General features: G+C 47.7%; 13 protein-coding genes. 4 read left to right on the plus strand and 9 right to left on the minus strand.

Translation table 11 applies throughout. The features are described 5' to 3' along the window. Nucleotides 1-375: 375 nt before the first annotated feature. Nucleotides 376-909, minus strand: a complete 534-nt coding sequence (locus tag DEH07_04420) for a 4Fe-4S ferredoxin (GenBank protein ID HBY03781.1) — start codon at nt 907-909, stop codon at nt 376-378. A gap of 14 nt (nt 910-923) precedes the next feature. Then, on the minus strand, nt 924-2,828 hold the full coding sequence (cooS, locus tag DEH07_04425; GenBank protein HBY03782.1) for a carbon-monoxide dehydrogenase catalytic subunit: 1,905 nt from the start codon (nt 2,826-2,828) through the stop codon (nt 924-926). Between cooS and DEH07_04430 the strand changes: the two genes are divergently transcribed. Further along, complete coding sequence (locus tag DEH07_04430) at nt 2,789-3,058, plus strand: hypothetical protein (protein ID HBY03783.1); 270 nt, start codon at nt 2,789-2,791, stop codon at nt 3,056-3,058. The two genes, cooS and DEH07_04430, sit on opposite strands and share 40 nt — an antisense overlap. Before the next feature lie 208 nt (nt 3,059-3,266). On the opposite strand, the gene DEH07_04435 is transcribed toward DEH07_04430, so the two are convergent. Together DEH07_04435 and DEH07_04440 are read right to left on the minus strand one after the other, a co-directional pair. Continuing rightward, nucleotides 3,267-4,244, minus strand: coding sequence for a 3-hydroxybutyryl-CoA dehydrogenase (locus tag DEH07_04435; protein ID HBY03784.1), 978 nt, complete (start codon nt 4,242-4,244; stop codon nt 3,267-3,269). 42 nt (nt 4,245-4,286) lie between these two features. Continuing rightward, nucleotides 4,287-4,979 carry a transcriptional regulator gene (locus DEH07_04440; protein HBY03785.1) on the minus strand — a complete coding sequence of 231 codons (693 nt, stop codon included), beginning with the start codon at nt 4,977-4,979 and terminating at the stop codon, nt 4,287-4,289. Nucleotides 4,980-5,084: 105 nt separating this feature from the next. Here DEH07_04440 and DEH07_04445 point away from each other — a divergent pair, with 105 nt between their 5' ends. Together DEH07_04445 and DEH07_04450 are read left to right on the plus strand one after the other, a co-directional pair. Beyond that, entirely contained in the window at nt 5,085-5,813 is a 729-nt protein-coding gene (locus DEH07_04445) for a ferredoxin (protein ID HBY03786.1), read from the plus strand. A gap of 74 nt (nt 5,814-5,887) precedes the next feature. Then, the gene (locus DEH07_04450) at nt 5,888-7,450 is read left to right on the plus strand and encodes a hydroxylamine reductase (protein HBY03787.1); all 1,563 of its coding nucleotides are present in this window, start codon (nt 5,888-5,890) and stop codon (nt 7,448-7,450) included. A 123-nt stretch (nt 7,451-7,573) separates the two neighbouring features. On the opposite strand, the gene DEH07_04455 is transcribed toward DEH07_04450, so the two are convergent. From DEH07_04455 to DEH07_04465, 3 genes are all read right to left on the minus strand, one after another. Continuing rightward, nucleotides 7,574-7,849 (minus strand): hypothetical protein, encoded by a 276-nt coding sequence (locus DEH07_04455; GenBank protein HBY03788.1) that lies wholly within the window; start codon nt 7,847-7,849, stop codon nt 7,574-7,576. Between the two features lie 54 nt (nt 7,850-7,903). Then, nucleotides 7,904-8,659 (minus strand): methyltransferase, encoded by a 756-nt coding sequence (locus tag DEH07_04460; protein ID HBY03789.1) that lies wholly within the window; start codon nt 8,657-8,659, stop codon nt 7,904-7,906. Nucleotides 8,660-8,953: 294 nt separating this feature from the next. Continuing rightward, nucleotides 8,954-9,595 (minus strand): hypothetical protein, encoded by a 642-nt coding sequence (locus DEH07_04465; GenBank protein HBY03790.1) that lies wholly within the window; start codon nt 9,593-9,595, stop codon nt 8,954-8,956. A gap of 186 nt (nt 9,596-9,781) precedes the next feature. Between DEH07_04465 and DEH07_04470 the strand changes: the two genes are divergently transcribed. Next, nucleotides 9,782-10,501 carry a class I SAM-dependent methyltransferase gene (locus DEH07_04470; protein HBY03791.1) on the plus strand — a complete coding sequence of 240 codons (720 nt, stop codon included), beginning with the start codon at nt 9,782-9,784 and terminating at the stop codon, nt 10,499-10,501. 120 nt (nt 10,502-10,621) lie between these two features. Here the strand turns inward: DEH07_04470 and DEH07_04475 are convergent, their stop codons facing one another. Further along, on the minus strand, nt 10,622-11,686 hold the full coding sequence (locus DEH07_04475; protein ID HBY03792.1) for an MFS transporter: 1,065 nt from the start codon (nt 11,684-11,686) through the stop codon (nt 10,622-10,624). A gap of 231 nt (nt 11,687-11,917) precedes the next feature. Next, nucleotides 11,918-13,504 carry a PLP-dependent aminotransferase family protein gene (locus DEH07_04480; GenBank protein HBY03793.1) on the minus strand — a complete coding sequence of 529 codons (1,587 nt, stop codon included), beginning with the start codon at nt 13,502-13,504 and terminating at the stop codon, nt 11,918-11,920. Nucleotide 13,505 lies beyond the last annotated feature (1 nt).

Genomic DNA, 13,505 nt, shown 5'->3' on the forward strand with positions numbered 1-13,505 from the left:
TCCGGCATATGTGCTGCGATATCCTTGTTCGGTTCCATTCAGGATTTTCGGCGATGATGCCCCTGATCTGTTCAACCTTATCTTCTGTTATTTCAGGCCTTGTCCGATATTCCATACGAATTTCCTTCCACCGCGATTTTCATAATGCAATATTCGACATCGGATGGTTGGAGTCCTGCTTTTTTAAAAAATTGTAATCAAAAAAAGCGCGGCATTTATTTCTTTTGATGTTGCGTTTGCCGCGCTTTTATCCTTTTCTCTATTGAATAGGTGATGTTATTTATTTGATAAAGAACATTCTATGTCATGAATGGAAATTAAATAGGACTGTGAATAGTAACCTTTGCTTCAGCATTCCATTTGTTTGCAGATTATTTAACTTGAGAATAATGCTCCCGTTTGGGAACCTTCTATTTGCGGATTAACACCCCCCGTCAGAACGTAATACCCTCCGTCTGCGCCCGGCGACGGCGCCTCGATTAAAGAGATTGCTCCGGTAGGACAGGCTTCGACGCAGCGCGGCGTGCCCCGGTCGGCGCAAAAGTCACATTTTATTGCAATCTTGTTTTCTCTGGCATCCGGCAAAATCATGCCGTAGGGACAGGACATTACGCACATCCAGCAACTGGCGCACTGTTTTTGATTATGGACGACCAGACCGGTTGCGGGATCTCTTTGAAGCGCTCCTGAAACGCAGGCGTTAACACATTCCGGTTCGTCACACTGCCGGCAGGATAGAGGTACGGGCCGCCCTTCGTTGTTCAGTTCAACAAAGTTGCGCGGCTGGCTGCCCTGATCGGATAAGTTTACAAACCATACCGAACGGGACGGGCTGTGTTCCGCCAGGCAGGCTACCTGACAATTCTTGCACTCTTCGCACAATTCCGGCTTAATGAATATCCTTTTCATCTTTTATTCACCTCTTACAGGCCCAGGCCTGATCTTTTGTCGTTGATAACCGCTTCCAACTGGTTGACTGTTGAGATAATATCGCCGTCTACAATAACGCGGCCGCCGGTTAACTGCTCAAGGTCAGCCGTCAGTACCCTGGTAACCATTTCGCTGCCAGTAACAAAGGGCGGAATGGCCAGGTGCAGGCTGAGCCCAAGGGCCAGGCCGAAGGCGCCGTCCGCCAGCGCTTGTTCTTCCAGCCACTGGGGCGCTGAGAGAACCAGGGGCAGCTGCGGTAAATCTACGCCCAATTCCGCCGCGATGTCAGCCGCTGTTTCCTCCAGGCGGCCGATGGCCAGGCAAGGTCCAAAATTCAGCACAGGGGGTATTCCCAGCTGCCGGCAGATTTCTTTCAGGTTTGGCCCGGCTTGTTCCGCCGCTGAAGGTGACATTAAACCGACATTTTCCAGGGCGCCGCTGGTGCAGCCGGCTGAAAGGACGATAATGTCGCGTTTGATTAATTCCCTGGTCATCCCTACTGTAAAGACATCGTGCCCGCCGGCGGTAAGGTTGGAACACCCCACCACGGCGGCGATGCCTTTTATTTTACCAGCGACGATAAGATCTATAAGCGGCTTGTAACTGCCACCCAGGAAGTTTTTCAGGGTTTTTTCACTCAGACCGGTGAGCACGTCGTCATAGCCGTGGACAGGTACATCTATGGCAATGTTTTTACGCCTGGCCGCATAACTTTGTGCGCCCGCCTCTATAATTCTCCCGGCAATTTTATGGCGGTCTTTCAGGTTGAAAGGCAGGTATTCGGCATTTTGTTTCTTTGACACATCATCCAGGCAGAACTGCGGCATATGCATCTGGTCGCAGACAGTTTCAATTCCCGGCAGGGTGCAGTTGAATTCCGACACCACCAGGTCAATGGCCCCTGTGGCGATCAGCGCCTCGCTGGTGAAGTTGTTCCCGGTGTGGCCGGCAAAAACATCCCCGCAGTGCGCTCCCCGCAGCTGCATATCCTGGCCGACGCACGTGGAGCCGACAATTTTGCAACCTTTAGCCCCGGCTGCTTTGGCCATGGACTCAGCCGCGGGAGACGACAGGGCGTCCTGCAGAATGCCAATCAGGGACTGCTGATGGCCGGTAACCATAACATTTATATAATCCGGGTCGACTACTCCGAAACCGGCTTTGGCCAGTCTGATTTCAGGCTCTCCCCAGATGATGTCGTTAATCCGGTTGGTCATGGCAAGCCCGTATAAACCGGTGGCAATGCCCAGGCGCAGGGAGTGCAGCAGCATGTCGACAGGGTCGCTGGATAAATTGGTGCTGCTCTTAACCAGGGCGTCAAAAACCTCTGACTTGGCGCCGCCGGGCAGGATGCCCAGCTCTGTCCATTTTTCATAGCGCGGCCCGTAGGCCAGTTTCTTGACCAGCTGCATTTTCTCACTGCGGGGGCGGTATAAATCCGCCAGCACCATGACAGACAGGTTTACTGCTTTTTCTTTTGCATTAGTTCCGACAACTCCAAGGCGCTCGGCCAGTTCATGCAAAAGGGAGACCCCCTTTAAAGGCAGGTCGGAATTGCCCCGGCCAATTTCACCCAAGTTAACAGCAGCATTTTCGACAATGTGCAGGTAACAGGCCGCTCCCGCCGCCACTGCCCGCAGGAAGTTCCTGGCTACCATGGTGTCAGGGCTAGCGCCGCATACACCCCGGGGTGATTTGGGAATTATCCGGCATGGTCCGTTGGAGCAAAGCCGGCAGCATACCCCCTGCATGCCGAAACCGCACTTTACAGCCTGGTCGGGCACACGGTTAAAGGATGTTTCCACATCGCTTTTAGACGCCAGGAAGTCGTAAAGAATTTTGTCAGCAGAAATACAGATTGACAATTTGTTTTTCCTCCTTTGAAGCCTGGTGGGCATGGGGGTATCTGCTGGTGGTTGGATCCATCTTTGCCTCTACCTCGTTCTTAAAGGCAATAAGGTTACTGCCTGCAAACATTGTCGCGACTTATGCTTATGTAAACCCGGTGATAGCAGTGTTTTTGGGCTGGTTTATCCTTCACGAACCTGTAGGGGTTTGGACAATTGCAAGTATGTTGTTGGTGCTGCTGGGTGTTGCCGGTGTTTTTCGCAGCCAAAACCTACGGTGATCTTGGAAGATGCCGGGGAGTGTTTCCCCTGCTTGTTCTGGAGGGAACAAGGCAATGCCGGACAGCTTCTGCAGCTATTATTGAAGGAAACGCGGGACTCAGGAACCGGCATTTGAAACAATTTATCCGAACCAATAATTATAGAAGGGGTGTCGCTCCCTTTGAAGCGCGGGATTAAATGGGTATTAAGAGAAGATAAGGGACGACTTTAACTTTGTTCCTGAGATAGTATATCTATTTGCATTTCCTTATCTTTTTTCAGCCATTCAATTAGATGCTTGTCACGGGCAACTTTAACGTTTTCCAATTTTTCCGGCGTCCATTCGTACAGGCCTGTGCCTGTTTTCGAACCCAGATTTCCCTTTTCAACCGCAGCCTTTAATATCAGTGAAGGAATTGTGCTGCTGCACAGATCTTTTAAAAGATACTTAGAAATGTTATAGAAAATATCCAAACCGCCAAGATCTGTGCTTTCAAGCGGGCCGGTCGTTGACAAACGGCGTCCAAAGCTGTATTTAACGGTTGTATCAACTGCTTCTTTGGTTGCAATGCCTGATTCCACAATATACAGCGCTTCACGAAGCAGCGCCAATTGAAGACGGTTACCGATAAAACCCAGTGCCTCACGGTTTAATAATACCGGTTTTTTACCGATTTTATCCATCAGCTGCCAGGTTGTGTCAACTACATGCTTCACTGTGTACTCTGCCGGGACTACCTCAACAAGCGGCAATAAATAAGGCGGATTCCAGAAATGAGCAACGACAAAACGTTCCTTATGTTCTAAAACGTCAGCTATGGCAGTCGGGCTTAAACCGGAAGTATTGGTTGCCAATATCGTATCCGGTGGGCAAAGTTTTTCCATCTCCGCAAAGATCTCCTGCTTGACAGCGAGATCTTCGGCAACTGATTCAATAACAAAATCCGCGTTTTCTGCGGCTTGTTCCATGGCTGTGACACCTTTAACCCGCCCTAATATCTCAGGAATAATCACTTTCTGAACCAAACCATTTTTACAGAAAATTTCAAGTGCGGCCTCAATATTACTAAAACCGCGCTTTATGCTATCATCTGAACGGCCAAACATACGAACCTGATAACCTGCTGCTGCAAAGACGAGGGCAATGCCATGACCCATTGTGCCCGTCCCCAGGCAGCAGATGTTTTTAATCTTTTCTACATTCATCTAATCCAGTACTTCCTTAATTATTATAAAACTTCCAGCTGTCTATTCTGCTAAAGTCTTCAGGGTATTCAGGTCTTTGATTTTTATCGAAGCCCTGTGAAAATCAATAATTCCATCATCCCTTAGTTTCCCCATCTCACGTGAAAGAGAAGGCCGGGATACATTTAAAAAGTCTGCAAGTTCATTTCGCTTCAGCGGCATGACAAAAGTTTGCTTACCCTGTTTTTTAAACTGCTCGAACAGGAAAGCGCAGACCTTTCCACGCATGTTTTTGATCATCAAATAATCAATTTTTCTGTTCAGCATAAGAGCTTTTAAAGATATTATTTTAAGTATATTTGCTATCATCAGCTTATGACTGGCACATGCATTTGCACAACTGCCGACTATCTTTTCACCTGGCAGATACATTACCTCGCAAGCTTCACGCGCTATAATTGTATCAGGCCATCTAAAACTACCCGCAAATGCGGCTATTTCACCAAACATTTCTCCAGGCCCGTTCATTGCTATGATTATCCGGTCGCCGACTGCGTTCTCCCTGGTGATTACGATATCTCCTGCAAGGACTATCCCCAGACCTGTTAATTGATCGCCTTCCATTGCGACCGGCTCGTTTCTTTTATAGCTGCAGACTTTCGGATTCAGGCAGGTAAGAACGCTCATCAATTCAGCATTATTCATTCCCTTAAACAACCTGCATGTTAAAAGTGTTTTCATTGATTTATCAAACATTTTTTATACCTCGTGTTTTTGGTAACTGAGGTTACCGTTTTTTTGTTTTTATTATAATAAAATTAAGCTGCAAGCACAAAGGAAAAAGAAAGGGGGTATCTTTCAGTGAAAAGAAAAATCATCAAAATAGATGACGACAGATGCAACGGGTGCGGACTTTGCATTGACGCCTGTCACGAGGGAGCTTTACAGCTTGTAGAGGGCAAAGCAAGGCTTGTTTCGGACATTTATTGTGACGGACTGGGGGCTTGCCTGCCGGCGTGCCCCACAGGAGCAATTATCTTTGAAGATCGTGAGGCTGAAGCGTTTGATGAAGAAGCTGTTAAGAAGCATTTAGAAACTAGGGTTAATTCCATACAGGAAAAATTAGCCTGCGGATGTGCCGGCATAGAGGCCAGGACAATAGAAAGAAAAGATGAGGCAATAACCGTTCCTGCAAGAGATACTGTATTAAGCGGATCACAGCTTCGTCAATGGCCCTGTCAAATAAAGCTTGTGCCAGTTAACGCCCCCTATTTCGATAACGCACATCTGCTCGTGGCGGCAGACTGTACAGCTTATGCCTACCATAACATCCATAATCATTTCATGAGCGGCAAAATTACTATCATCGGCTGCCCGAAGCTGGATAATGAAAATTACGCAAAGAAAATGACAGAGATATTTAAAGCACATGAAATAAGAAGTGTTATTGTGCTCCGTATGGAAGTACCCTGCTGCAGCGGGATCGCAAACATGGTTAAACAGGCATTGGCTGACAGCGGAAAGATTATACCACTGAGCGTTGTTATCATTACTATCGACGGCTGCATTCTTGGTGATAGTCAGAAGTGATAAGCGTATAAGGGAAAATAGAGCTTCAATGTGTGAAGTAAAAAACAATCTAAATTATACGAGGAGGTCATCAAATGAACAAAATGTTTTGTTTTCAGTGCGAGCAGACCGCAGGCGGAAAAGGGTGCACCAATTCAGGCGTGTGCGGTAAAAAGCCGGATGTTGCCATCAAGCATGATGAGCTTACCTGCGCTCTGATAGGACTTGACCGGGCAGCGCAGGTCAATAAACCAGGCAGGGAAACAGATGAGCTGATGATGCAGGGACTTTTTGCATCAGTAACCAATGTTAACTTTGACATTGAAAGAATTACTGAGCTCAAAAGTCTGGTCCAGAATGAAAAAGAAAAATTGGGAGGCGCTGAAGAACCTCCGGCCAGTGAACTGTGGCAAGGGGATACGGACATAGTATCCCTTCGCTCAACATTGCTGTTCGGCCTGCGCGGCATGGCGGCTTATGCCTGGCATGCTTATGTGCTCGGCAAGAAAGACGATGAGGTTATTTCATGGTTTTATAAAGGTATGCGCGCCATCGGCCAGGAACACTCAATTGAGGAATGGCTGGGTCTGATCATGGAGTTCGGGCAGGTAAATCTTAAATGCATGGCCCTGCTTGACGAGGCCAACACTTCGGCATACGGACATCCCGTGCCGGTAAAGGTTACTACTACAATAGAAAAAGGGCCGTTTATAGTTATTACCGGCCATGACCTGCTGGACCTGAAGCAGTTATTGGAACAGACTATGGATAAGGGTATAAATATCTATACCCACAGCGAAATGCTGCCGGCGCACGGATACCCGGAGTTGAAGAAATACTTGCACCTTAAGGGCAACTTCGGAACTGCCTGGCAGAACCAGCAGAAGGAATTTGACGGTATACCGGCGCCAGTTATATATACAACCAACTGCATTATGCCGCCAAAATCTTCCTATGCGGACAGGATCTTCACCACTTCTGTGGTTGGCTATCCGGGAATCAAACATATAACTGAAAAAGACCATACAAAGGATTTTACACCGGTAATTGACAAGGCGCTTGAACTGGGCGGCTGGGATGAAGATAAAAAGCTGACGGGGATCAACGGCGGATCCGAACTGCTGACCGGGTTTGCCCGAAATACTGTGCTGGGCGCGGCGGATAAAGTGATTGAAGCGGTCAAAGCCGGCGCAATTAAGCATTTTTTCCTTGTGGGCGGCTGCGATGGCGCAAAGGCCGGCAGGAGCTACTATACCGAGTTTGTTAAAAAGGCTCCCGGCGATACAATCATCTTGACCCTTGCCTGCGGCAAATACCGTTTTAACGACCTTGACTTAGGTCAAATAGGCGGCTTCCCCCGCATTATGGATATGGGGCAGTGCAATGACGCGTACTCAGCGATCCGGGTTGCTATTGCTCTTGCCGATGCGTTCAAGTGCGGGGTCAATGATTTGCCGCTGACGTTCATGCTCTCCTGGTTTGAGCAGAAAGCCGTCTGCATACTGTTGACGCTCCTGTCGCTGGGCATAAAAAATATCTACCTTGGCCCGTCACTGCCGGCTTTTATCTCCCCCAATGTATTGAGTGTGTTGGTTGAGAAATTTGACATTAAGCCCATTAGCACACCTGAAGCAGATTTGAAAACGATTCTCGGTTAAAAGGCGTGGCAGAAAGGGACTTCTAAGAAAAAACTGCTGTAAGAAAGTCTTTCAGGCATTATGAAGTGCACCCCAAATGTTGGACAGATCTAATATTTGGGGGTGTACTTTTTTTAAAGGGGTTTATGAAAGCTCTACGAAGAGCTTTATTTCTTTTACAATTCCCTTTTCCACTTCAAAAGTTATAATCTTATATTCTGCCGCCTCCCCGCCGACCCGGTATGCGCAGTTATTGTCGTCAGTTCTGCCGTCCGGGATTTTTTCGATGCCTTTGTACACCTCTTTCAGCTGGGCCAGGATAGATCCGACAGTAATTCCCCTGGACGTCTGCAGTTTTGAGCTTGTTAGATCCACGCTCATGAGCCAGAACTCTTTGCCGTTATCTTTCGGCGAAAACAACTTTGCGACGAAGCCTTCATAAAAAAACCTTTCAACCGGTAAGCTATATCTTTGTCAGACCTTGCTTGCCAAAATTTCGAAGCGATAAGTTGTTATATAATCCTCACCGAAAGGATAATGGCTTTTGCAATCGGCGGAAAGGCTATTCAATATGCGAAAGATTTCCTGCTGTACGCTTTGGCTTGTTCCCATCCGCTCAAAATACTGCGGCAGCCTGTATTGTTCTTTGTAAAGGGCAGTGTGCTGAACAATCAGGGGCAAGTCCTCCAAAAACTGTTTCCACAAACGAGGCGAATAGGAGCACTGGTGCGAACTGTCTCTCAGTAGTTCGATGCGGTTGAATTCCTGCTCGGACTCATTCCCGTCGACTACCGAGCAGTCAAGAATATAAAACTTTCCTCCGTGTTTCAACACCCTGCACATTTCCCGAAGAGCCTTCTTGATTTCGAAAAAATGATGTGCAGCAAATCTTGAGGCAACAATATCAAATTGATCATCGGGGAAATTTAATTCATGTACATCCCCTATTCGAAATTCAATATTGCTCACGCCATTTTGCCTTGACATATCCTCTGCTTCCGCCAGCATCTCCCGGGTTATGTCAACTGCCGTTACTTTCCTGACGCAGCCGGCCAAAGCAACGGCTGTGTGTCCCCCGCCGATGGCAACATCCAGCGCCGAATCATCCGGAGAAGGATTCATAAGATTGATCATCCTTTCCAGATCCACCGGATTGCCGTGGTCAGAGCTGTACCTGTAATCCGAAGCTCTCTGTCCGAAGTTTTTGCGAACCTCATTCTGATTGCCCATCTAATATCCACCTTTCTTAATACAAGGGGACGGTTCTTAAAGTGTATTACATCCCCTACTTCCAAAGCAAAGCCATACTACCAGATAAAAGGATACCCCATTGTAAATCTATGTCTATGAGGTTAATAAATGAATTTCTAATATTCTTAACCCGTCTTTTATAATCTTAACTAACTCTTTAATTTCAACTTCATTCCAAACTTGAAGCAGAAGATTAATTTCCGAAGCAACGCACAGTTACAGGTTTGGAGTGAGGCAGGAAAATTACTCCCTGCCTCACTCTGTGTTCTACCTTCAGGCGCGGACAACCGGCAAAATAATTTCTGTAGCCAGTTGGTCCTCAGGTGTGTTTTTGGGGTCGTTGTAATAAACTTCTCTTATTGGATAGACGACCTTGTAACCGTTTTTGTTTACCCACTCAAATAAAGCTTCATATGCTTTTTCAAGAGTGTTATAAGGGCCTACGTGCATCACAGCCGCCGCTTCCCCAGCAGGAAGTATGTTGTTCGCCAGACTTTTATCGCTTACAGGCCAAGCTACTTCAAGATCTACTTCGTCCGGATTAAACTCCTCATTGTAATAAAGCACAGCCGGCGGACCAGCGCACATCCCCCCCTTAGAGGTAATTTCATCTTGTACTGAAAGAATAAGGGCAGGCAGTTCCTGCAGAAATGATGTCAGCGTCTTTCTCACAGAGCGTACGGATATTTCAAATAGATCCTTCAAGAAAATATCATAACCTTTACTTTCGGACAAATTTTCCACCTCCATTTTTTTTTGCAACCATTCCAGTTTTGCCAGTCTCTTATTGTAGAGATCTATTTGGTTCTGCAAGAACCCCCTGTGGGCCAACAACAGGGCCGTTGCCTCTTCCGGGGATGTCCGGCTGTCTATTAAAGTCCTGATTACTCTTAAAGGAATACCCATTCCCTTCATATGAGTAATCTTTTTGAATTGGACGACCTGTTCAATTGTTATGCTAATATACTGTTGCAAAAAAAGATAAAAGAAAGTTATATTAATCACAGGTAAGTTTGGACTATGTATAAATAAAACTATGGATTGAAGACCGTGTTTAAATGGATCAAAAAAAAGATTTGCATTAAAAAGGAGCGCCTATTTATGGATTATAAAACAACCGGGGTCTCTTCGTGGTATTATGACGAGCGAAAAAATGCCGGCGTGGATTATACTGATTCGAAAATCGCCGCTGAGTATGATATACAACACTCCAGGTTCCGTGACTTCGAAAAAGATGCCCGTTTGATCATGGAAAAGCTTGAATTGAAGCCGGAACATACGGTGATTGACTTCGGATGCGGAACCGGTGCGTTCGTAATTCCTACGGCCCGGTTATGCCGGAAGATATATGCGGTAGATATTTCGCAGGCTATGTTAAACCGGTGTCTGGAAAAAGCCCGGGCGGCTGGGCTAAGCAATATTGAGCCTCACTGCGCAGGTTTCCTGACCTATGAGCACAAAGAAGCCCCTGTGGATGCCATAGTCTCTGTTGTCGCTCTGCATCACCTTCCGGATTTCTGGAAAGTTGTCGCCCTTAAACGCATGTACGACATGCTCAAACCCGGCGGTAGGCTGTTCTTATTCGATGTAGTGTTTTCTTTTTCCATCGGGGAATTTCAAAGCAAATTTGAGAACTGGGTCAGCGGCATGCTTAACAATGTTGGCCAGGAGATGGCTGAGGAAACTATAATTCACATCCGCGACGAATACAGCACCTTTGACTGGCTAATGGATGAAATGATTAAACGAGTAGGCTTTAAAATCGAACAAAAATTCTCTGATTTCCCTTTTTGCTTAACTTACTTAAGTATCCGGCCTTGAGCAGCGCCGCCTTGTTCTCTGAACATCAGCGCCGCCCATGCCGCCGCTCTGGATAATGGGAGTGCTGAATCCTGAAAAAAATCATAAAATGGCCTGGCCGAAAGCGCAGCCTGCCCCCCATTATTTCTTTTTAATAGTCAGGCCAAACAGCCCGGCTAAAAGGGGAAGGCAAATTAGAAATCGCACAGCGAAGACTATTCCTGCTTTTTCCGCCATCAAACCAACCAAACCCACGCCCAAACCTCCAATGCCGATGCCAAAACCGAGCGTCAGCCCGGCCGCTATGGCGGCATTCCCGGTAATAATCTCCTGAGCAACCACAACAGTTACCGAAAAGGACGCCATCAGGCAGGCTCCGGCAAGGATCAGGAACAAGTAATTTAAAGGGCTGCCGGTGTTGAGAAAAAGATAAAAAAGAGGACTGGCTGCAATTAATGAACTGATGATGACAGCCCTTCTTCCGACAAGATCGGAAAGATAACCTCCTGCCAACCCGCCCATTGCGCCTGAAAACAACATCAAAAAAAGCATGCGGCTGCCGCTTAACAGAGAAATATGCTCATGCTGCAGGTAAAGTGGTAAAAAAGCCACCAGGCCGAAATACGCCAGAGAACGGCTGGCAACAACCAACATTACCCTGACCAGATCAGCCCAAACAGTACCCAGAACGGTCCAGATCGGGGGAGGGGACTTTCTCTCGGCAGAAATCCTGGGCGCAGTGAAAAAAAGCTTTATTGCGACAATCACACCCGGGAGAACAAATAGCGGGGTAAGCGCAAGACCGTATTTCTGAGTAAAAGGCACAACAATCAGCGGCGTGAGCGCCCAGCCTATGTTTCCAGCGGAAATAAAAAGAGCCTGAAAAAACCCTTTTCTTTCACCGCTGACAGCTGAAACCATAGAAGATGCCTGTGGGTGAAAGGCAGCCGTGCCAAGTCCAGCCAGGGCAGCAACAAGCAGCAGGAGGGGATAGTTTTTCAGCACACCTACAAGGCTCAACAATACCGCCATCCAAAGGGTGCCTACATAAACCATCCAGCGCTGGCTTTTTTGATCCGTCAGGTAACCCAAAACTGGCTGGAGTATTGAGGATGTGATTGTAAAAGCGGAGATCAGAAAAGCTCCCTTGCTGATACCCAGTCCGGCAGCTACCATAAATGGAAGCAAAGTCTGAATGTAATTCATATACCAATCATTTAAAAGGTGGGCTAATGACAGAAAAACGATTTTGCTTTGGTCCGCATGATTATTATTCAATAGCAATCACTCTCTATTTCAGTCCCAATCAAGAAAACTCATTTTTGTTCCATGTTATTCTGATATTTACAGTTAATCCCAATCTTCAAACCTGCCCGTGCCTTCAAAACCAATAAATCCCGCTATATTGCTCACAAACTCTCTCCCCTGCCATCTTCTTCAAACAAGCGGTCTTACCTCCTGTCTGGTGAGTACCTCCCCGCTCATCTCCCCCGGGCAAAACATTTCGCCCAGGGCTTCAAAAATTCTCCGGACGCCTTCCCTGATCAACTCCCCGGGATAACGGCTGAAGCTGAGGCGGAGCCTGTTCGTCCCGCCGCCGTTGGCAAAAAACGCGTCACTGGGCACAAAAGCCGCCTTTTTCTCGATCGTCCGGGCCAGCAAGGCTCCGGCTTTAACCCCTTCGGGCAGCTTACACCAGAAGTGGTAACCCCCTGCAGGCCGGTTCCACCGGAAACCGGGCGGCGCCAGTTCTTCTAAAGATGCCTGCATTAGATCTCTTTTTACGGCGTACTCCTCTCTTACTCTCATCAAATGCTTTTCAAGCAGTCCCCTTCTGCAGAACTCATTTACTGCCCACTGGGAAAGAGAATTGACGTGAAAGTCATCAAGCTGTTTTGTCATCACCAACTGGCCGGCTAAAACCGGGGGCGCCGCAACCCACCCCAGGCGCAGGCCCGGAAAAAGCATTTTTGAGAACGTGCTGAGGTAGATAACATAACCGTGATTATCCATTGACTTAAGGGAGGGCATCCTTTCACCTTCATAGTAAAGCTCACTATAAGGGTCGTCTTCCAAAATTGGCACGTGGAAGCGGTAGGCCAGCTTTAAAAGTTCCCTGCGCCGTAAAATGCTCATCGTTATTCCGGAGGGATTTTGAAAGGTAGGCAGTGTGTAGATGAACTTAGGATGGTACCGGGAAAGAATCTGCTCCAAAATATCCACCCGCAAACCTTCCTCGTCCAACGGTACGCCAAGTATGCGCGCCCCCGCGGCGGCAAAAACCTGCAGCGCTCCCATGTACGAAGGCTCTTCCACCACCAATGCGTCCCCGGGCTCCAAGAAAACTTTGGCTGCCAAATCCAGTCCCTGCTGTGAACCGGAAAGAACCATGCTATTATCCGGCATGGTCTCCACTCCCCGTTCTTTCAGAAAACCAGCCAGGTATTCACGAAGAGGATAATGGCCGGCAGTCGGCCCGTGCCCAAAAACATAACGCCCTTTTTCACAGATGAGTCCGGACATGATGCTGTTAAATTCTTTTAGAGGATAGAATTCATTGCTGGGCAGCCCCACAGCCAGGGATATGATATCCTCCCTGTTAACCAGATCCAGAATGTTGCTGATTATCGGATTAAACATCCTGGCAGCCTGCCTGCTGTAAAAACTCTTCCAGACCGGGGTCTGAACAGCCAGGTCCGTCTCCTGCCCTTCCTCACCGGGTGGAATAAATTTTACCGTCGTTCCCCTGCCGACATAGGATTCGATCAGTCCGTCAGCTTCCAGTTCACGGTAGGCGTTAACCACTGTACTGCGGTTCACGCCCAGTGCGCCAGCCAGTTCTCTTTCCGGCGGCAGGCGAGAACCTGCCTGCAGGCGCCGGGACAGGATTAACCTCCTGATCTGATTTCTTATTTGAAGGTACAGCGGCGCAGGACTTTTACGATCCAGCTTTATTTCCACAAATTCAGCCTCCAGACTGTTTATTAAACGGGTTCTCAGCGCCGGAGAAAATCCATACCCCACC

Origin of the sequence: Desulfotomaculum sp. (assembly GCA_003513005.1) — a bacterium.
Taxonomy (GTDB): domain Bacteria; phylum Bacillota; class Desulfotomaculia; order Desulfotomaculales; family Nap2-2B; genus 46-80.